Source organism: Pseudonocardia acidicola (assembly GCF_012911935.1).
Taxonomy (GTDB): Bacteria; Actinomycetota; Actinomycetes; order Mycobacteriales; family Pseudonocardiaceae; genus Pseudonocardia; species Pseudonocardia acidicola.
Genome location: NZ_JAAXLA010000053.1, coordinates 26,998 through 46,709, shown reverse-complemented (window position 1 = coordinate 46,709; position 19,712 = coordinate 26,998). Strand labels below are relative to the sequence as shown.

The 19,712-nt window shown below is 72.7% G+C and carries 19 protein-coding genes; 5 read left to right on the top strand and 14 right to left on the bottom strand.

The genetic code is table 11. The features are described 5' to 3' along the window. A partial coding sequence (locus HF526_RS23855; protein WP_169383795.1) for a glycosyltransferase family 2 protein occupies positions 1 to 909 on the bottom strand: 909 nt, incomplete at its 3' end. 432 nt (positions 910 to 1,341) lie between these two features. Here HF526_RS23855 and HF526_RS23850 point away from each other — a divergent pair. Beyond that, positions 1,342 to 2,223, top strand: coding sequence for a glycosyltransferase (locus tag HF526_RS23850; RefSeq protein ID WP_239029076.1), 882 nt, complete (start codon positions 1,342 to 1,344; stop codon positions 2,221 to 2,223). Between the two features lie 6 nt (positions 2,224 to 2,229). On the opposite strand, the gene HF526_RS23845 is transcribed toward HF526_RS23850, so the two are convergent. From HF526_RS23845 to HF526_RS23820, 6 genes are all read right to left on the bottom strand, one after another. After that, positions 2,230 to 3,108 (bottom strand): metal ABC transporter permease, encoded by an 879-nt coding sequence (locus HF526_RS23845; protein ID WP_169383794.1) that lies wholly within the window; start codon positions 3,106 to 3,108, stop codon positions 2,230 to 2,232. After that, positions 3,105 to 3,899 (bottom strand): metal ABC transporter ATP-binding protein, encoded by a 795-nt coding sequence (locus HF526_RS23840; RefSeq protein ID WP_211177704.1) that lies wholly within the window; start codon positions 3,897 to 3,899, stop codon positions 3,105 to 3,107. Before HF526_RS23840 ends, HF526_RS23845 begins: the two co-directional genes overlap by 4 nt. Then, positions 3,896 to 4,918, bottom strand: a complete 1,023-nt coding sequence (locus HF526_RS23835; RefSeq protein WP_169383793.1) for a metal ABC transporter solute-binding protein, Zn/Mn family — start codon at positions 4,916 to 4,918, stop codon at positions 3,896 to 3,898. Before HF526_RS23835 ends, HF526_RS23840 begins: the two co-directional genes overlap by 4 nt. A 112-nt stretch (positions 4,919 to 5,030) precedes the next feature. Next, the gene (locus HF526_RS23830; RefSeq protein WP_338051699.1) at positions 5,031 to 6,389 is read right to left on the bottom strand and encodes an SPFH domain-containing protein; all 1,359 of its coding nucleotides are present in this window, start codon (positions 6,387 to 6,389) and stop codon (positions 5,031 to 5,033) included. Positions 6,390 to 6,424: 35 nt separating this feature from the next. Beyond that, positions 6,425 to 6,856, bottom strand: coding sequence for an NfeD family protein (locus tag HF526_RS23825; protein WP_169383791.1), 432 nt, complete (start codon positions 6,854 to 6,856; stop codon positions 6,425 to 6,427). Positions 6,857 to 6,875: 19 nt separating this feature from the next. After that, the gene (locus tag HF526_RS23820; protein WP_169383790.1) at positions 6,876 to 7,697 is read right to left on the bottom strand and encodes a DUF3097 domain-containing protein; all 822 of its coding nucleotides are present in this window, start codon (positions 7,695 to 7,697) and stop codon (positions 6,876 to 6,878) included. Between the two features lie 164 nt (positions 7,698 to 7,861). Here HF526_RS23820 and HF526_RS23815 point away from each other — a divergent pair, with 164 nt between their 5' ends. The 3 genes from HF526_RS23815 (at position 7,862) to HF526_RS23805 (ending at position 10,238) form a co-directional block, all read left to right on the top strand. Then, positions 7,862 to 8,659 (top strand): hypothetical protein, encoded by a 798-nt coding sequence (locus HF526_RS23815; RefSeq protein WP_169383789.1) that lies wholly within the window; start codon positions 7,862 to 7,864, stop codon positions 8,657 to 8,659. A 158-nt stretch (positions 8,660 to 8,817) separates the two neighbouring features. Next, entirely contained in the window at positions 8,818 to 9,933 is a 1,116-nt protein-coding gene (locus HF526_RS23810) for a WD40/YVTN/BNR-like repeat-containing protein (RefSeq protein WP_169383788.1), read from the top strand. After that, positions 9,930 to 10,238 carry a MoaD/ThiS family protein gene (locus HF526_RS23805; protein ID WP_169383787.1) on the top strand — a complete coding sequence of 103 codons (309 nt, stop codon included), beginning with the start codon at positions 9,930 to 9,932 and terminating at the stop codon, positions 10,236 to 10,238. Before HF526_RS23810 ends, HF526_RS23805 begins: the two co-directional genes overlap by 4 nt. A gap of 378 nt (positions 10,239 to 10,616) precedes the next feature. On the opposite strand, the gene HF526_RS23800 is transcribed toward HF526_RS23805, so the two are convergent. Then, entirely contained in the window at positions 10,617 to 11,696 is a 1,080-nt protein-coding gene (locus tag HF526_RS23800) for a coiled-coil domain-containing protein (RefSeq protein ID WP_169383786.1), read from the bottom strand. A 148-nt stretch (positions 11,697 to 11,844) separates the two neighbouring features. Between HF526_RS23800 and HF526_RS23795 the strand changes: the two genes are divergently transcribed. After that, a complete protein-coding gene (locus HF526_RS23795) occupies positions 11,845 to 13,068 on the top strand; it encodes a tyrosine-type recombinase/integrase (protein WP_169383785.1) in 1,224 nt (407 codons plus the stop codon). A 569-nt stretch (positions 13,069 to 13,637) separates the two neighbouring features. Here the strand turns inward: HF526_RS23795 and HF526_RS23790 are convergent. The 6 genes from HF526_RS23790 to fabG form a co-directional block, all read right to left on the bottom strand. Beyond that, a complete protein-coding gene (locus tag HF526_RS23790) occupies positions 13,638 to 14,045 on the bottom strand; it encodes a nuclear transport factor 2-like protein (protein ID WP_211177703.1) in 408 nt (135 codons plus the stop codon). Positions 14,046 to 14,756: 711 nt separating this feature from the next. Further along, positions 14,757 to 15,212, bottom strand: a complete 456-nt coding sequence (locus HF526_RS23785; protein WP_169383784.1) for a hypothetical protein — start codon at positions 15,210 to 15,212, stop codon at positions 14,757 to 14,759. Between the two features lie 164 nt (positions 15,213 to 15,376). After that, positions 15,377 to 16,954: an alanine/glycine:cation symporter family protein gene (locus tag HF526_RS23780; RefSeq protein WP_169383783.1), complete on the bottom strand. Its 1,578-nt coding sequence runs from the start codon at positions 16,952 to 16,954 to the stop codon at positions 15,377 to 15,379. 63 nt (positions 16,955 to 17,017) lie between these two features. Further along, the gene (locus HF526_RS23775; protein WP_169383782.1) at positions 17,018 to 18,061 is read right to left on the bottom strand and encodes a ferrochelatase; all 1,044 of its coding nucleotides are present in this window, start codon (positions 18,059 to 18,061) and stop codon (positions 17,018 to 17,020) included. Positions 18,062 to 18,069: 8 nt separating this feature from the next. After that, positions 18,070 to 18,846 carry an enoyl-ACP reductase FabI gene (gene fabI / locus HF526_RS23770; protein WP_169383781.1) on the bottom strand — a complete coding sequence of 259 codons (777 nt, stop codon included), beginning with the start codon at positions 18,844 to 18,846 and terminating at the stop codon, positions 18,070 to 18,072. 29 nt (positions 18,847 to 18,875) lie between these two features. Continuing rightward, on the bottom strand, positions 18,876 to 19,586 hold the full coding sequence (gene fabG / locus HF526_RS23765) for a 3-oxoacyl-ACP reductase FabG (protein WP_169383780.1): 711 nt from the start codon (positions 19,584 to 19,586) through the stop codon (positions 18,876 to 18,878). Between the last annotated feature and the right edge of the window lie 126 nt (positions 19,587 to 19,712).

The window sequence follows — 19,712 nt, the reverse complement described above, 5'->3', positions numbered from 1 at the left end:
GCCCGCGGCCGGAAGCTGCGGGGCCGGGGGCGGGGCCATCGGACGCTGCCCCGCCGGGCGCGGTGCGAACGGCGGCTGGGCGAACGGCGGCTGGGCGAGCGGGGGCTGGGCGAGCGGGGACTGCCCGGTCGGAGCCGGGGCGGCCGGCTGTTGCCGCCGCTCGGCCCGCCGGCGGACCGCCCGGCGGCGCTCGGCGACCAGAGTGCGCAGGACCCGGGAGCCGTCGGCGAAGGTGCGCAGGTTGCTCTGCCCGAAGATCCGCTCCCGCTCGACCGAGGGAACCTCGGTGATCGTCAGGCCGGCCGCGGCGACGCGGCAGTTGAGCACGGTCTCGATCTCGAAGCCGTCGCCCCAGAGCATGCCGTCCGCGGGCGCCGGAGCGTCCACCGCCGGCAGCTCCAGGACGGGCAGGATATCGGCCCAGAAGGCGTTGTAGCCGTAGCACAGATCGGTGTAGGAGGTGCCGAACAGCGCGTTGGCCACGCCATTGAGCCCGGCGTTGCCGGACTTGCGCAGCAGCGTGATGTCGTCGCTGCCCCCACCGCGGACGAACCGGCTGCCCTTCGCGAAGTCGGCGCCGGCGACGAGGGCCGACACGAAGGCGGGGATCTCCTGCGGGTCGGCCGAACCGTCCGCGTCGAACATGACGATCACGTCGCCGGTGGCCGCGGCGAAGCCGCAGGCCATCGCGTTGCCCTTGCCCTTGCGGGTCTGGGTGATCACCTTGACCCACGGCAGCACCCGCTGCGCGGTCTCGATGGTCCCGTCCACGGAATGGCCGTCCACGACGATGATCTCGTGCACGGCCGGGCGCACCGCGGCGATCGCCGGCAGCACGACCTCGAGGTTGCGCGCCTCGTTCCGCGTCGGCACCACGACGGATACCCGCGGGTTGCCGGTCCGTTGCATCGTTGATCTCCCCCCACCGCACCAACGGTGCGCTCGCGCCGAGCTCGCATCCCTGCGCCTGACCGTCACCCGACCCATTCGCCTCGTAGGCTCTATCTGCGCCAGGTCTCGTCGCGTTACGTTACATTTCTGAGGCTCCGACATGCGATCGGAGTAGGACTGCTACCGCATTCAGCCCAATTCGGCGTGACCGTGCTGTCTTAGTCGCACCAGACTGTACGGACTGTCGAATTTGCCCCACCACCCCCTCCGACAAGCACAACACCGGGAGGGCGACGTCGGCGCCATCGCCCGACCGGGTACGGTCGGTCCCGTCAGAACAGCCGCGCGGTGCCCGCGCAACGTCCGGGGCGCCGCACCCGGCATCGTGACCCAGAGTGCTCGGCCGATCTCGGCGGTCCGGCACCGCGAAGCGTCAGGGGGGCCTGCGCGATGTTGCCGCAGCCGAGCGTCTCGGTGTGCATTCCGGTCTACAACGGCGAGCGCTTCCTCGCCGAGACCATCCGCAGCGTGCTCGACCAGACCTACCGCGACTTCGAACTCGTGCTGCTCGAGAACGCCAGCACGGACGCCAGCTTCGACATCATGCGGTCGTTCTCCGACCCGCGGATCCGGATCGAGCGCAACCCCAGCACCTTGTCCCAGCCCGACAACTGGAACCGGGCCGTGGAGCTCTGCCGAGCCCCGCTGATCAAGCTGGTGTGCGCCGACGACCTGCTGCACCCGCGCTGCCTGGAGTTCCAGGTCGGCCCGATGGAGGCCGACCCGGGGCTCGCGGTGGTCGCCGCCCGCCGGCACATGATCGACGAGCAGAGCCGGGTGATCGTGCCGCGGCGCGGCCTGGCCGGCCTGCTCGGCGTCCGGACCAGCGTCGAGGTGGCCCGCCGGGTCGTGCGCAACGGCGCCAACCCGATCGGCGAGCCGGGCAACGTGCTGTTCCGCCGCGAGCACTTCTTCGCGGCGGGCGGCTGGCGTGAGGACCGCCGCTTCATCATGGACCTCGACCTGTGGATGCGGCTGCTCCAGTACGGCGAGTTCCTGGGCCTGCCCGAGACCCTGGCCGCGTTCCGGATCGGCCGCGGCTCGGTGTCGGCGGAGAACGAACAGGAGATCTACGACGAGCAGCGGCTGCTGATCGAGGAGCTCGGCGAGTCCGCGCACTTCCAGGTCCGCGGCCTGGACCTGCAGGTCGGCCGGCTCCTCGCCCCCGCGGGCAGGGCCCGCCGGCAGGCGTTGTTCGCGATCTCCAAGCTGTCCGCGCGCCGGGACGACCGCAAGCAGAGCGAGAGCATGGCCGCCGGCGCGTCCGACTAGCGGCGGCTAACCGGCCGGTGGGCGCACCCGCGCCGGCCCGACCACAGCTCCCGGGCCGGCGGTACGACGCAGCCGCCCGCCCCCGGTCACCGCCAGGACGAGCACGAACACCACGGCCCCGACGAGCACGATGGCCGTGCCCGATGGCACGTCGAGGTGGTAGCTCAGCGCCATGCCGGCCAACCCGCTGCCGGCGCCGACCACCGTGGACAGCCACAGCATCCGGGAGAACCGGTGGGTGAGCATCCGCGCCACCACCGGCGGGATCACCAGGGTCGCGGCGACCAGCGTGACGCCGATGACGGTCAGCGTGGCCAGGATGGACAGCGACAGCACGAGCATCAGCAGCGCGTCCGTGCGCGCGACCCGCACCCCGCTGACGTCGGCCACCTCGGGGTCGAAGGTGGCGAACAGCAGGTCCCGGTAGTGGCCGAACACGACCGCGACGGTGAACACCGTGATGCCGGCCAGCACCCACACGTCGGCGGTCGAGACACCGATGATGCTGCCGAACAGCGCGGCGTCGAAGTTCGGTCCCCTGTTCCCGAACACGGTCAGCAGCGCGATGCCCAGCGCGAACGACGCGGTGGTGATCACGCCGATGGCGGCGTCGGCGCCGATCCGGCGGTTCCGGGAGACCCGGTTGATCGCCAGCGCGGACGCCAGCCCCCAGATCCCGGCCCCCAGGTAGTAGTTCAGCCCGATCAGCGAGCTGGCCGCGAATCCGCCGAAGATCGCGTGCGAGAGCCCATGGCCGATGTAGCTCATGCCGCGCAACGTGATGTAGACGCCGACGAGCCCGCACAGCCCGCCGGCCAGCGTGGCGACGATGAGGCCCTTGACGAAGAAGGCATAGCGGAACGGGTCGAGCAGCAGGTCGATCATGCTGTCGCCCGCCCCGTCCCGCCGGGCTGCCCGTCCAACACCACCGGCATGCCGAGGTGCTGCATGACCTCCATCGGGGCGCCGAACGTGCGCTCCAGGACCTCACGGCGGATCACCTCCGCCGGCGGGCCCGCGGCGACCACGGTCCGGTTGAGCGCCACCAGCCGCGGCAGGTGCGCGGCGACCCCGTTGAGGTCGTGCGTGGTGAGCAGGATGGCCGTACCTGCGGCGTTGAGCTCGGCGAGCAGGTGCAGCATGTCGTGCCGGCTGGCGACGTCCACCCCGGAGGTCGGCTCGTCCATCAGCAGCAGCCGGGGGCGGCGGATCAGCGCGCGGGCGATGAACATGCGCTGCTGCTGTCCGCCGGACAGCTCACGGATGTGCCGCCGGGCGAGCCCGCCGATGTTGAGCCGCTCCAGCACCGCGGCCACCTCGGCGCGCTCCGCGGGCGACGCCCACGGCCACCACCGGGGGCGCCGGGCCATCAGCACGCACTCCGCCACCGTCACCGGGAAGTTCCAGTTCACGGTCTCCAGCTGCGGGACGTAGCCGACCGCGGTGCCCGGCCGCCGGGTGATCGTGCCGCGGTGCGGGCGGACGGTACCGAGCAGCAGCCGCAGCAGCGTGGTCTTGCCCGAGCCGGAGGGCCCGACGACGCCGGCGAACTCGTCGGCGCGCACGGACAGCGTGACGTCCTCCAGGACCGGGCGCCGGTCGTAGCAGACCGCGGCACCCTCGACGCGGATCAGCTCGGAGTCGTCCCTGGGCGACCCGGTGACCGGGCCCGTCACTGGGGGTAGTTCGCGGTGTCGGGCACGGCGGGGGCGATGTCCAGGGCCTCGAGCCGCGGCGCCTGCCCGCCCAGCCCCTTGATCATCGTCACGTAGTTGTAGCGCATCAGGCCCGCCCAGGAGTGCTCCGGCTCGCCGGGCGCCCCGGGCAGGTCGTCGTCGCGCAGCGTGTCCTCGTACCGGGCCCCGGTGGCCCGGCCGACCTCCGCCAGCACGGCCGACGGGAAGACCTCGGAGCCGAAGATCACCGGGACCTGCTCGGCCCGGATCTGGTCGATCAGCCGGGCGACCTCCTGGGGCGTGGGCTCGTCGAAGCTCTCCGGCTGGATGGCGCCGATGACGTTCCAGCCGTAGGTCCGGGCGAAGTAGGCGTACGCGTCGTGGTAGGTCAGCAGCTCCCGCTTGCCGTTCGGGATCGTCTGCTGGTCGGCCCGCAGCGCCTCGGACAGCCGGTTCGCGCCGGCCTCGAAGGACCGGAAGTTGGTCACGTAGGTCTCGGCGCCGGCGGGATCGGCCGCGACGAGGGTGTCGCGCACGAGGCCGGCGTAGCGGACCGCCCATGTCGGGTCGGTCCACAGGTGCGGGTTGGGCTTCCCCTCCTCGCGGGGGAAGGAGAAGTCGTAGATGTACTGGCTCTCGGGCAGCACGGTCGTGCCGAGCTCGACGAGCCGGGCGCCCTCGGCCATGTTCTCGGTGGCCAGCCGCTTGGTCGGCTCCTCGAGCTGCAGCCCGTTGACGAACACGACGTCGGCGCTGCTGAGGACCCGGGCCGCCCTCGGCGGCGGGTCGAAGGTGTGGGAGTTGGTGCCCTCGGGGACGAGACCGTCGATCGTGGCCCGGTCCCCCGCCACCGCCGCGACGATCGAGGTGACGGGGGCGACGGTGGTGACGATCCGCAGGGTCCGGTCCGGCTCCGCCGCCGGCGCGCCCCCGCCGCACCCGGCGAGGACCAGTCCGGCCGCGGCGAGGCCGCCGACGAGACCGAGACGACGACGCCGGACATGCTCCGTTGCTCTCACCGGCGCAGCGTATGAGCAGAATCAGTGCATCTGCAACAGATGTGCGACAACGCCCGGATTGCGCCGCGGCGCCCGCGGTCCGGACCGGGGGCGCCGCGGGCCGGGACGAGGCCTACCGCGCCGGCGGTGGCGACGGGTACCCCGGCCGCGGGGGTGGGCCCTGCTGGCCGCCCTCCGGGCCGCTGCCGGCGACGCGCGGGATCCCCCGCGGCGGGGTCGGCACCGCGCTCTCCGGCTGCGCCGGCGGCTCCCCCGCCGGCGGCGCCCCGGCAGGCAGCTCGGCCGGTCCGCCCTGTTGAGCGCCCGCGTCCTCGCGCGGCGCCGGACGCGGCGCCGGGGCCGGCGGGATCGCGTGCTGCACCTCGGAGCCGAGGGCCGGCACCTCCTGGCGAGCCTGGGCCTCCGCGTTGGCCACCTGCCGCGCGATCTCCGGGTCGCTGGAGGTGTCGAACCAGTCCTTGATCGCCTCGTCGTCGTCCTCGGGCCGGCTGCGCACGCCGTCGTCGGACGGGCTGGGCTGGAAGCGGAACACCCCGTCCTCTCCCGGCGCCCCGAGCATCCGGGTGAAGCCCTCCAGCGCCTTGCCGAAGTCCGACGGCACCAGCCAGACCTTGTTCGCGTCCCCCTGCGCCATCTGCGGCAGCGTCTGCAGGTACTGGTAGGCCAGCAGTTCCGGCGTCGGCTTTCCGGCCTTGATCGCCGCGAACACCTTCTCGATCGCCTTGGCCTGCCCCTGCGCCTGCAGGTAGCGGGCCGCCCGTTCACCCTGCGCACGCAGGATCCGGGACTGCCGGTCGGCCTCGGCGTTGAGGATCGCGGCCTGCTTGGCGCCCTCCGCGGTGAGGATCTGGGACTGCTTCTGCCCCTCCGCGCTGCGGATCGCCGACTCCCGCTGGCCCTCCGCGGTGAGGATCATGGCCCGCTTCTCGCGGTCGGCCTTCATCTGCCGCTCCATCGACTCCTGGATCGACGGCGGCGGGTCGATGGCCTTGATCTCCACCCGGGCGACCCGGATGCCCCACCGGCCGGTGGCCTCGTCCAACTCGCCGCGCAGCACCGTGTTGATCTCGTCGCGGGAGGTGAGCGTGCCCTCCAGGCTCATCCCGCCGACCACGTTGCGCAGTGTCGTGGTGGTGATCTGCTCGACGCCGGTGATGTAGTCGGAGATCTCGTAGACGGCGGCCTTGGGGTCGGTCACCTGGTAGTAGACGACCGTGTCGATGTTCACCGTGAGGTTGTCCTGGGTGATCACCGGCTGCGGCGGGAACGACACGACCTGCTCGCGCAGGTCGATGCGCTCCCGGATCTTGTCGATGAACGGCACCAGGAAGCAGAGCCCCGGCGGTTGAGTGGTCTTGTAGCGGCCCAGTCGCTCGACCACCGCGGCTGTGGCCTGCGGGATGATCTGTACCGCCTTGACCACCGACACGACGACCAGCAGCACGATCAGAACGACGACGATGAGCAGCACCGTGCCATCGGTCACCGGATCCCCTCCCTCATTCATCAGATCTCCGGGAGGACCAGCGCCGTCGCCCCGGAGATGTCCATGACCGTGACGCGCTGCCCCGGTTCCATGGTCTGGGTGTGGTCGTACGCCCGGGCCGACCACACGTCCCCGCCGATCTTGACCCGGCCGCCGTCCCCGTCGACCCGGCTGATCACGACGGCCCGCTTGCCGACCAGCGCGTCGGAGTGCATGACCGTGTGCGGGACGGCCCGGTTGAGCCTGCGCTTCAACGTCGGGCGCACCGCGAACAGCAACAGCACCGAGGTGCCGCCGAAGATCAGCGCACCGGCCAGCGGACCCACGCCGAGAGCCGTGGCGGCGGCCGCGAGCACCGCACCGCCGCCGAGCATGAGCAGGACGAAGTCCCCCGAGATCACCTCGGCCACGACCAGCACGATTCCGGCGATGAGCCAGATCACGGCGGCCATGTCGTGATCCTGCCAGAGATCAAGCCGGGACCGTCACGAAATCGATCAGTTGTTCCACCGCCCCGATCAGCGGGGTCTCCAGATCGCGGAAGTCGCGCACCGCGCCGAGCACCCGGCGGGCCCCGTCGGCCGGTTCGCCCCAGCGCAGCGCCGCGCACACGCCGGTCTTCCAGTCGGTGCCGCGCGGGATCTCCGGCCAGGCGCGGATCCCGACCACCGACGGCTTCACCGCCTGCCACACGTCGACGAAGGGGTGGCCGGTGACCAGCACGTCCGGGCCCGCGACGTCCCGCGCGGCACGGGTCTCCTTGGACCCCTCCACCAGGTGGTCGACCAGAACGCCGAGGCGCCGGTGCGGGGCGGGGGCGAAGTCGCGTACCGCGGCGGCCAGATCGTCCATGCCGTGCATCGGCTCGACGACGATGCCCTCGACCCGCAGGTCGTGGCCCCAGACCCGTTCCAACAGTTCCGCGTCGTGCACGCCCTCGACCCAGATCCGGCTCGCCCGGGCTGTGCGGGCCTTGAGCCCCTGTACCCGCACCGAGCCGGACGCCGACCGTGCGGGACCCTTCGGGGCGGCCTTGGGCACCACGAGTGTCGCCGGCCTGCCCTCGTGGAGGAACCCGGCCGGCAACAGCGGGAACACCCGGCGCCGGCCGTGCCGGTCCTCGAGCGTGACCTGGCGGATGTCGACGGCGACCACGGCACCGCAGAAGCCGCTCGCCGGGTCCTCGACGACGAGCCCGGGTTCGGCGGAAACCTGCGGGATCTCCTTGCGGACCTTGACGCGGGTGCCGTCGGCGGCGAAGGCGCCGCTGTAGTCGTGCGGGCGGGCGGGCATTCCGGCGTTCTACCCTGCGCAGCGCCGCGCCGGATGCACCGACACGCACCGGGATCGTTGTGACGCAACGGACCTGACCTCCGACCAGGGATTACAGAACGTGTCGGCGTGTCACCCACACGGCCGGAGTGCCAGCGCTGTGGGACGTAGCTAGCCTTGCGGCCGTGTCCAGTCCCTCCGCGACCCTGACGGTCTGGGCCTCGGCCTGGTTGGCCGGGTCCGCTGCGCCCGACGACGTCCTCGACGCCCTGGGGCCATGGGCCGAGGCACACGACGTGCTCGCCGCCGACCATGAGATCGCCGCCGTCACCGACCTGCCCGCACCCGGCTCGTCGGTGTCGTCGGTGGCCTTCCTGCTGGCCGCGCTGCGCCGCGCCGCCCCGCGTGGCCAGGCCCGGCTGGTCCTGCCCGCTCCCGGCGACATCCGCGGGCTGCCCGGCCCCGGCCTGTTCAGCCGCGAGGCGACCGCGGCGGGTGAGGGCGTGCTCTTCGTCGAGGCCGGACTGGGCGTCGTCCCGACCCCGGTCGCCGACGGGGTGCTGCGCTGGACGGTCTACTCGGTGACCGAGCCCGGGCCCCCGCCGGAGTTCGTCGCGCTGAGCCAGGCCGAGCGCGACCTGCGCGACCAGGTCCGCCAGTCGGCGTCGATCCTGACCTCGCTCGGGGTCGCCCGGCACCGGCCCGGGGTGCGCGAGGAGATCGCCGCCGCGTTGCGCGCCCGGCCCACGTCGCTGTGGCCGGCCGGGATGCCCGGTCAGGCGCTGCGCGTGCTGCAGCACGCCGACGAGGTGGAGGCGATCCTCGCCGCGGCGTCGGTCGACGAGCCGGGTGGCGCGCTCTCCGCCTCCGCCGCGAACGCGCGCCGGGAGGCGCTGCGGCCCATCGAGACCGCGGTGCGGGTGGCCCGGCGCGCCGCCGTCGCCGAGGCCGTGCGGGTTCTCGCGGCGAGCCCACTGGTCTAGCCCGTTCCCCCGCGAGTCGGCACTTTCGGGAGGGTGAGTCGGCAATGTCTGTGTCCCGCGGGACGGGACGCGCACCGCGCCGATGAGTTCCCGGCCCGGCCCCGGTCCAAGAAGGTGACGGCGACAGCCGCCCGAGGGCCAGGGACACAGGAGAACCGATGAGCGGTGTGCGAGTTCTGGTCGGCACGCGCAAGGGCGCGTTCGTGCTGACAGCGGACGGGAAGCGCGAGCACTGGAACGTCGACGGCCCGCACTTCGCGGGCTGGGAGATCTACCACCTCGCGGGATCGCCTGCGGACCCGGACCGGGTGTACGCATCACAGTCCAGCGGCTGGTTCGGGCAGGTGACCCAGCGTTCCGACGACGGCGGCCGCACCTGGGAGACCGTCGGCAACCAGTTCGACTACGACGGCGTCCCCGGCACCCACCAGTGGTACGACGGCACGCCGCATCCCTGGGAGTTCGCGCGGGTCTGGCACCTCGAACCGTCTCTCACCGACCCGGACACCGTCTACGCCGGGGTCGAGGACGCCGCCCTGTTCCGCTCCGTCGACGGCGGGCGCGAATGGCAGGAACTCCCCGGACTGCGCGGCCACGGCTCGGGACCCCACTGGCAGCCGGGCGCCGGCGGGATGTGCCTGCACACGATCATCCTGGATCCGCGGGACCCGGCACGGATGTACGCCGCCATCTCCGCCGCCGGCACATTCCGCACCGACGATGCCGGCAAGACCTGGCGCCCGGTGAACCGCGGCCTGCACTCCGGGGGCATCCCCGACACCGACGCCGAGGTCGGCCATTGCGTGCACAAGCTCGCGATGCACCCCTCGCGCCCGGACGTGTTGTTCATGCAGAAGCACTGGGACGTCATGCGCAGCGACGACGCCGGCGAGTCCTGGCACGAGATCAGCGGGAACCTGCCCACCGACTTCGGCTTCCCGATCGACGTGCACGCGCACGAGCCGGACACCGTCTACGTCGTCCCGATCACCAGCGACGCGCAGCACTTCCCGCCCGACGGGCGGCTGCGCGTCTACCGCAGCCGGACGGGCGGCAACGAGTGGGAGCCGCTCACGAACGGGCTGCCGCAGCGCGACTGCTACGTCAACGTGCTGCGCGACGCGATGGCCGTCGACTCCCTCGATGCGTGCGGCGTCTACTTCGGCACCACCGGTGGTCAGGTGTACGTGTCCGCCGACGCCGGGGACAGCTGGGCGCCCATCGTCCGGGACCTCCCGGCCGTGCTGTCCGTCGAAGTGCAGACCCTGTCATGAGCACGGCGACGGTCCGGGTCGCGCTCCCGGCGCACCTGCGCGTCCTCGCGCGCATCGACGGGGAGGTGTACCTGCAGGTCGCGGGGCCGGTCACCCAGCGTGTGGTGCTCGACGCGCTGGAGGAGCGGTATCCGGTGCTGCGCGGGACGGTCCGCGACCACCGGACGCACCGCCGTCGGGCGTTCGTCCGGTTCTTCGCCTGCGAGCAGGACCTGTCCCACGACGCACCGGACGCCCCGCTGCCTGCCGCGGTCGCGACGGGGGCCGAACCGTTGCTCGTCGTCGGGGCCATGGCAGGCGGCTGAGGAGGACGCGACGTGGAGCGGGGACCGGAACGGTGCCGGTTCCCGTGTCGTCGACCACGACATCCGGATCAGCGACGACCGGCGCGTGGTGCAGCTGACCCCGCCCGGGTCGGCGTGCTCGATCGCCCCGCGCGTCGGGATCGACACCTCCCCGGGGTCGCTGCAGGGCCTGCAGCCGGTCGTGTCCGACATCGAGGCCGCCCGCACCGAACCGGCAGAGCGGGGGGTGAAAGGTCAGCGAGATCCAGCACGTCGAGGACGGCGCCATGGTCGACGGGCCCGCCGGCGACCGGAACTCCGTCGTCTCCTCCAGCGATCCCGACGCCAACGCCTGGGTGCTGCGACAGCGCCCGGTCTGAGCTGCTGAGGGCCTGGCCGTCAGCCTCCGTCCGGCCCTGCTGCCGCTGATCGGTCGGGCCGCCCCAGCGCCGCGACCAGGGCGCGCAGGTCCTCCGGCCGCACGGTGCGCTCCTGGGCGGTGGCCAGCTCGGCGCGGGCCCGGTCGAGCTCCCCGCGGCCGCGGTCGAGCTCGGCGCGCAGCCGGTCGAGCTCGGCGTCGGCGCGCACCCGCAGCGCGGTCTCGGCGTCCGCCCGCTCCCGCGCGGTGAGCAGGGCCTCCTCCGTCGCCCGCCGCTGCGTGCGTTCCCGGTCGAGTTCGGCCGAGTTCGCGCCGGCCCGCTGCTCCGCCTGGGCCCGGGCGTCGGTGGCCGCGGCCGCATCGGCCCGGGCGGCCTCGAGCGCCGTCCGCAGCTCGGCGCTCTCCGTCCGCAGCTCCTCGGCCCGCGCCTGCGCCGTGTCCCGCTCGGTGTTCGCGCGCTCGGCGCTGACCGCCGCCGCGGCCGCCTCCCGCTCGGCCGCCGCGGCCCGGGCCTCGGCCCGCTCGGCGCGCTCCTCGGCGGTGCGGCGCCCGCGGGCCGCCTCGTCGGCCGCCTGCCGCGCGGCGCCGAGCGCCTCGGTCGCCTCCAGGGCCTGCCGTGCCGCCGCGGCCGCCCGCTTGACCGCCTCGGCCTTCTCCTCCACCGCCTGCTCGGCGAGCTGCGCGCTGCCGGCGGCCTGTTGTTCAGCCTGTTCCCGGGCCGTCTCGGCGGTGGCCCGGGCGGCGTCGGCCTCGGCCACCCGGCGGTTCGCGGCCTCGACCGCGGTCACCGCGTCGCGCTGTACCTCGTCGAGCCGGTCGGAGATCGCGGCCAGCGCCTCGGCGAGGGCCTGCACCGGGCCGCGCACCGCCTCGACGTGCTCGCGGAGCCGGTCGGCGTCGAGTTGGAAGGTCGTCCCGCCCGCGTCGAGGCCCAGCGCGTCCAGCGCGTCGCGTTCGGCCCGCGCCATCTGCGCGCACGTCCGCCCGCCCGGCCAGCGGGTGTCGCGGCAGAACGAGCGCCGTCGTCCGCCCTGCGGTCCGGGAGGGGGCAGCTCGGCCCGGCACTTGCTGTAACCGCATCTCACGGCGCTGTCGATCACGGCGAGAGCCTATCAGTTCGCTTGTTTCAAACTAAGAAACCATGAATCAGTTCGTTCAAACTGAGTCCACCACCAACGAAACCGATGTTTTGTTGGTGTACCGGCGTGGCGGCGTGATCTCGGAGAGGGAGGCGACGAGGATCGCGTTATGACAGTCGATGCGGACGAGCCCCTGGCCGTACTGGAGGCCCTGAGCGCGCCCGGGACGGCCGCCCTCGCCGTCGCGGACCCGATCGAGGACGGCGGATCCGGGTGGCCCGGCGTGGCGGACCCCGATGCGCTCCGGGCGCAACTCGTGGACTGGCTGAGCCAGTACGACAACGCCGGCACCCGGCGCACCTACGCCTACGCGTTGGGGCTGCCGATCGCATGGGTCGACGCCATCGGCGGGGCCGGCGCCGCCGCACCCGAGCCGGCCGGCCGGCGCCCTCCCCCGGCCCCTGCCGGTCCGCTGCACCATCTGGCCTGGTTCCGCTGGTGCGCGGCCCGGGCCCTCGACCCGCGGGCGGCGACGGGCGTGCACGTCAAGGCGTGGCTGCACGCGCTGTCGGCTGCGGGCGCGCAGCGCCGGACCCGGCAGCGGATGCTCTCCACGCTGTCGGCGCTCTACGGGCACCTCGCCGAGACCGGCGCGGTCCCGGCGAACCCGGCGGCGCTGAACCGGGCGCGGCTCGGCCTGGCGAGCACGGCCCGGGAGCCGTCCCCGACGGTGCGGCTCACCGCTGAGCAACTCAAGGCGATGCTGGTCGCCGCGGCCCGGCTGCACTACACCGCCGACGCCCGCTACCGGCGGCTCTACGCGCTGCGGGCGGTCGCGGTGGTCGCGCTGCTGACGCTGGGGCTGCGGATCTCCGAGCTGGTCGGGCTGGACCGCGACGACCTGTACCGCACCGGTGGCGACGAGGTGCTCCGGGTGATGGGCAAGGGCGGCCTGCGCCGGGAGGTCTACCTCACCGACCTGGTCCGCACGGCGCTCGCGGAGTACCTGGCCCAGCGGGACAGGACCGCCGGCGCCGCGGTCCCGGCGCGGCGGGGCCGCACGACGACCGGCGGGACGCCGATGATCGCCACCCGGGACGGCGGCCGGTGCTCCCGGGTGGACCTGTACGCGCTGCTACGCCGCATCGCCGCCGGCGGCGGCCCGGCCCTGGCCGAGGTCGCCGACCGGGTGCACCCGCACGCGTTGCGCCATGCCTACGTCACGATCGCGCTGGAGCAGGACGCGCGCATCCAGCACGTCCAGGCGGACGTCGGGCACGCGACGATCGCGACCACCCAGCACTACGACCGGGGACGGCGCACCCGGGAGTCCAGCGCCGCCGACCTGGTGGCCGCCGCCATCGCCGCCGCCCCGGACCCGGCCGGGGAGTGAACACCGGCCTACGCGGTCTGCGATCCACGTCCTGAACCACCCGTCGTGCCGCCGCGACCGATTCTCTCCCGAAGCCCTGTCGAGGACGTTCGGCTCGCGAATCCGTGTCCGGCGGCCGGTCGGGCCCGGTCAGGCCGTGACGTGACGAGGACCGCACGGATCGGACGAGTTGTGAAGCTGACCTGGGCCCGTGCGGCCTGTGCCCATTCGGCCCTGTCCGGGGTCTCCCGCGCACACTTCGGCGAGTTGCTCGAAGAACTCGCGCCGAAATGGGTGGCGGCCCCGAGAGCCCGCGCTGCACGAGCGTCGCGGGCGACACCGCCGGCGGGCGGCCGGCGCCGGGCGCAAGCAAAGGCTGGTCTTCGTCGACCACCTCCTGGTCACGCTGGTGCAACCCGCGGTCGGGGCTTCCGCACGCCGCGCCGGCCGAACACCATCAAGACCACCACCTTCAGCGACGCGCAGGGGCGCAGCCTGTTCAGCGGGTGGTGCGGCCGGGCCGGACCAGCGTCACCTGTTCGGTCATCCCTGGCGGGCGGCGGTGTCCATCGCCCTGCAGTCGCATGGGTTCATCGGTCGCGGCCCGGGATCGGCTCAGCCAGCGCTGCCCGCCGGGGAGGCGCCTGGAAAGGGTCGGCGAAGTACTGGGTCTCGTGCGTTACCAGATCGTCGGTGAACTCCATGACGCTCACCGCGTAGGTGGGCACGTCGTCATAGGTGATCACGCACTCGCTCACCCAAAGGTCGCCACCGCCCCGGATCCGGAGGATGGTGAAGTGGCGTTCGGCCGGGTGCCCGCCGCGTTGCGCCTGGATCTTTGACCGGCCCCGGAAGCGCTCCCCGGACTGCGGGTAGTCCAGGATCGCGGCTGCAGCGTAGATGGCGTGCTCGGTGTCGATGTCCCCGCGGTCGGAGGCCTTCCAGTGCTGCTCCAGCCGGGCCCGGGTCCTGGCGTCTCGATCCACTGTGCTGTTCATCTAGGCCTCATCAGCGGCAGAAATCTCACTGTCGTGCGGTTCAATCTCGCCTGACCGGGGTTCGGCCGCGCTGCTGGGTGCTGCCAGGCGGCTCAGCGTCCCGAGGCCGATCCGGGGAATGACCGCCGGCGACCGGCGACGGTACCCGGGCCTGGATGACGCCCGGTGGCCTCGGTGGGCGGGCCCGGACCCACGGGGCTGCCAGCCCGGCGGCGCCAGAAGCCGGGAGGCGGCGACCTCGCCTCCCGGGCCGGATCCGATGACGGTCGCGTCGAAATCCGTGGGCATGGTCAGGCTCCTCGTCCTCGGGTCGGAAGCGGGGTGCTCACCGGGTGTGGGTGTGGCGGTGCAGGACGCAGAGCAGTTCCTCGGCCTCGCTCGGGATGTCCTCCGCCGTCAACGGCGAGATCACCAGCTCCCCCCTCGTCGTTCAGGTGCACGGGCCCGTCACCGCGTTTGAGGGTCCCCTCCAGATCGCCCAGCACCAGCGGCAACGCCTGTGAGGCATCGGGGCTCTTGCCGACCAGCCGGCAGAACCCCGCCCGATGCTCCTCCCACCGGGCGGGCTTGAACAGGGAGGCGGCCGGATTGTCGTAGCGGCGCGAGCCAGGCACGTACACATGCCCCGACCGCAGCCCGTCCCGCAGCCCGAGCAGTGTGCACAGCTCCCAGCAGTGCCGACAAGCGGTCGCGGCCCCCGTTGCCGCCGGTTCATCCAAGTAGCTCTGCCAGCGGGTTGGTACGAACAGCGTCGGCGCGTTGTCCGTGCCGCAGCGTGATACGGGCCCGCGACTCCGAGCCCGACAGGGTCTGGTCGACGAGCTGCACGACCGAGTCGAGGACGTCGACCGCGGACTGGGCCAGCAGCGTGAGCTCGATCTGGGCAAGGTGGCGGCGGCGTTCGGCGGGCAGCGCGGACAGATCGAGCGTGTCGACGTCCAGACCGCGCAGGAACTTCAGCTTCGCCACCTCGCCGCCCACCCTGTTGGGCGACGCCTGCACCGGCCCGGTCCCCAGCCAGTGCAGCCGAGATGAGCGCAGCTTCGCATCGAAGACCCGCAGCCCGTCCAGACCGCCGGCGCGCTCGCCGGTCAGCAGGTGGGCCACACGGGCGTGGGTCTCCTGCTCGGCAGCAGTACGGGCGGTGGCGACATTCTCCGGCAGCACGACCACACCGGGAGGGGTTCCACGTCTGGCGGTCGTAGCCGCCCGCCTTGTAGTAGTCGATCGCGAAGCTGACGGTCCTCGTTCACCGGTTCCGCAAGTACCTGCTGCAGGCCCTCGAAGCTCTCGCCTCGCGTCGCAACGGCCTGACCCGCGGCGGTGGCGGTTCAGGCCGCCCTGTCGACCCGCTGCACCTCACCGGTGCGCAGCTTCTCCCGGTAGCCGTTCAGCTCGCGCTTCACCATCGGGGCCAGCAGGTACAGGCCGATGATGTTGAACAGGGCCAGCAGGAACAGCACCGCGTCGGCGAAGTTCAGCACGCTGCCCAGGGTCAGCACCGATCCGATGATCACGAACGCGGAGAACACGATCTGGTAGGCCCGCTCGCTGGCCACGCTCTTGCCGAACAGGTAGGTCCACGCCTTCTGGCCGTAGTAGCCCCACGTGATGATCGTCGAGACGGCGAACAACGCCACCGCGACCGCGAGCACGTAGGGGAACCAGGGCAGCACCGTCTCGAACGCGTTCGAGGTGACCAGGACGCCGTCCGGGGTGACGGAGCCGCCGCTGGCGAAGGCCGCGGCCTGCGCCTCACGCCAGAACGGGGTTCCGGCGACGATGATCATCAGCGCGGTCATCGTGCAGATGACGACGGTGTCGATGAACGGTTCGAGCAACGCGACGTAGCCCTCTGTGATCGGGTGCCTGGTGCGCACCGCCGAGTGCGCGATCGGAGCCGACCCGAGGCCGGCCTCGTTGGAGAACGCGGCCCGCTGGAAGCCCACGATCAGCGCGCCGATCGCGCCACCGAGCACGCCCTCGGCGCTGAACGCACCGGAGAGGATCGCCCCGAACGCGGCCGGCACCTGCGGCAGATTGACGCCGAGGACCACGACGCACGCGCCGATGTAGATGATCGCCATCGTCGGCACCAGTCGGCTGGTGACCCGGCCGATCGTCGTGATGCCGCCGAAGATCACCGACCCGACCAGGGCGGCCAGCAGCACCCCGAAGATCAGCGCCGCGCCGTCACCGCCGAGCAGGCCCGCGTCCCCGCCGGTGACGGCCTGCAGCTGGGCGAAGGTCTGGTTGGCCTGGAACATGTTGCCGCCGGCGATACCGAAGAACAGGATCATCGCCGCGGCCAGGGCGGCGAGGACGCGGCCGAGGACTCGGCCCGCGGTGCCGGGCAGCCGCTCCGCGACGCCCTTGCGCAGGTAGTGCATCGGCCCGCCGGACACGGTGCCGTCGGCGTGCACCTCGCGGTACTTCACCCCCAGGGTGCACTCGACGAACTTGGTGCACATCCCGAGCAGCCCGGCGATGATCATCCAGAACGTCGCCCCGGCCCCGCCGATCGTCACCGCCACACCGACACCGGCGATGTTGCCCAGGCCGACGGTGCCCGACAGCGCCGAGCTCAGCGCCTGGAAATGGCTGATCTCACCCGGCTCGTCGGCACGCGTGTAGTGCCCGCGCGCGATCTTCGTGGCCAGCCGGAAACCGCGGAACTGGATGAATCCGAAGTAGACCGAGAACACCGCCGCCGCGACGACGAGCCAGGCCACGATCCACGGGAACGTCGCCCCGAACACCGTGACCTTCGCGAACACGAAGCCCGCCACGAACTCCGAGATCGGGGTGAAGACCGCGTTGATCGCGTCCTCGATCCCGGAGAGCGTGCCGCCCTCGGCGGCGAGCGGCGGGGCGGCGGCCGCCGTGAGACCTGCGCTGGGGGGAGCCATGAGGCCGTAGTCGACCGTAGAAACGGTCGAGGGGCAAGTTTCCGGGATGAACGGGAGGTAACGTCACTCCGGACGTGCCGGGCGGCGCGCGGGGACGCAGCAGTTCACCGCGCACAGCTGCCCGTTCGCGGCGCACCCGGCCCGCGGCACGTCGCCGATCCCGCGCTCCGCGGCGCCGGCGGTGTGCTCGGCGATCAGCTCGACGACCATGTCGGCGAACCCCGGATCCGGCCCGGCCGTCGCCGCCCGGGCGAAGCCCATGCCGAGCTCGGCGGCCCGTTCGGCGGCCTCGTTGTCCAGGTCCCACACCACCTCGACGTGGTCGGACACGAAACCGACCGGCGCCACCACCACCGCGGGCACTCCGGCGGAGTGCAGCGCCTCGATGTGGTCGATGACGTCGGGCTCCAGCCACGGCACCTGGGGCGGGCCGGACCGGGACTGCCACACGACGTCGTGCTCGGTCACCCCCAGCTCGGCCGCCACCAGCCGGGCCGCCTCGGCGACCTGCCGGGAGTACCGGTACCCGCCCTCCTCGGGCGGGCCGGCGGCGGCGTCGGCCGCCGTCGGGATGGAGTGCGCGGTGAACACGATCCGCGCGGAGTCCCGGACACCGGCGGGCAGGGTGGCTCGCGCGGCCCGCACCGCGTCGGCGCCTGCGGCCACGAACCGGGGGTGGTCGAAGAAGTGCCGCAGCTTCACCAGCTCCGGCGCGTCGTCGCCGACGGCCTTGCGGGCCCGCGCGATGTCCTCGTGGTACTGCCGGCAGGCCGAGTAGCCGCCGTAGGCGCTGGTGGCGAACACCAGCGCCCGGCGCACCCCGTCGCGGGTCATCTCCGCGACCGTGTCCTCGACCATCGGGTGCCAGTTGCGGTTGCCGAAGTAGACCGGCAGGTCGGTGCGCTCCCGGATCGCCGCGATCAGCTCCCGGTTCCGCGCGTTGATCGGCGAGACGCCGCCGAAATGCCGGTAGTGCTCCTCGACGGCGTCCAGCCGCTCGGGCGGGACGCCGCGCCCGCGGACCACGTTCTCCAGGAAGGGGCGGACCTCGTCGGGTCCCTCGGGGCCGCCGAAGGACAGCACCAGTAGCGCGTCGAACTCACTCACACCGACGATTAGACACCGATGGCGTGGAACCCGCCGTCGGCCCACACCATCGAGCCGGTGGTGGCCGGCATCCAGTCGGAGAGCAGCGCGCAGACGGTCTTGGCCACCGGCAGCGGGTCGTTCACGTCCCAGCCCAGCGGCGCGCGGCCGTCCCAGGAGTCCTCGAACGCGGAGAATCCGGGGATCGACTTGGCGGCCATCGTCTTCACCGGACCGGCGGCGACCAGGTTGACCCGGATGCCCTTCGGACCCAGATCCCGGGCCAGGTAACGGGTGACGGACTCCAGCGTGGACTTCGCCACGCCCATCCAGTCGTAGGCCGGCCAGGCCTGCCGGTTGTCGAAGTCCATCCCGACGATCGAGGCACCTGGGCCGAGCAGCGGCAGCAGCGCCGTCGACAGCGACTTGAACGAGTAGGCACTGACCTGGATCGTTGTGGCGACGTCCTCCCACGGCGCGTTCATGAACGCGTCCTCACCGAGGCAGCTCGCCGGGGCGAAGCCGATCGAGTGCAGCACGCCGTCGAGGCGCGGCTGCGCGCCGAGGTGCTCGGAGACCCGCTCGGCCAGGCTGTCGAGCTGCTCGGAGTTCGACACGTCGAGCTCGACGACCGGGGCGGGCTTGGGCAGCCGCTGGGCGATCCGTTCCACCAGACGCATCCGGCCGAACCCGGTGAGCACGACCTCCGCGCCCTCCTCCTGCGCCACCTTCGCGACGTGGAACGCCAGCGAGGCGTCGGTGATCACCCCGGTGATCAGCAGCCGCTTGCCGTCGAGCAGTCCCATGTGGGCCCTTTCTGGTTGTGGAGAGAGAATCAGTGACCCATGCCGAGGCCGCCGTCGACCGGGATCACGGCGCCCGTGACGTACCCGGCCGCGTCGGAGCCGAGCCACGTGACCGCGGCCGCGACCTCCTCGGGTGAGGCGTAGCGGCCCAGCGGGATCTGGCCGAGGATCTCGGCGCGCCGGGCGTCGGGCAGCGCCCGGGTCATGTCGGTGTCGACGAAGCCGGGGGCGACGACGTTGGCGGTGATGCCGCGGGAGCCGAGCTCGCGGGCGATGGAGCGGGCCAGCCCGACCAGGCCCGCCTTGGAGGCCGCGTAGTTGACCTGGCCCGCGGAGCCGGTCAGCCCGACGACCGAGGAGACGAAGATCATCCGACCGCTCTTCGCGCGCAGCATGCCGCGCGAGGCGCGCTTGGCGACCCGGTAGGCGGCGGTGAGGTTGGCGTCGACGACCCGGGTGAACTGGTCCTCGCTCATCCGCATGAGCAGGGTGTCGTCGGTGATCCCCGCGTTGGAGACCAGCACCTGCACCGGGCCGTGCTTCTCCTCGACGGTGGTGAAGGCGGCGTCGACGGCGTCGGCGTCGGTGACGTCGCACTGCACCGGCAGCAGGTCCCCGGGCAGGCCGTCGGCGCTGCTGCGGTGCGTCACCGCCACCTGGTCGCCCCGGGCCGCGAACGCCTGCGCGATCGCCAACCCGATTCCGCGGTTTCCTCCGGTCACCAGCACGCTGCGTCCCACGGCGGCCACCCTATTGCACCGGATTGCACCGGACACGTCGCGCGGCCCGGGTCGGCCACGGTCACACCTTCACCGGGCCCACTCACCGGAAAGTGCCGACTCGCCATCCCGAAAGTGCCGACTCGC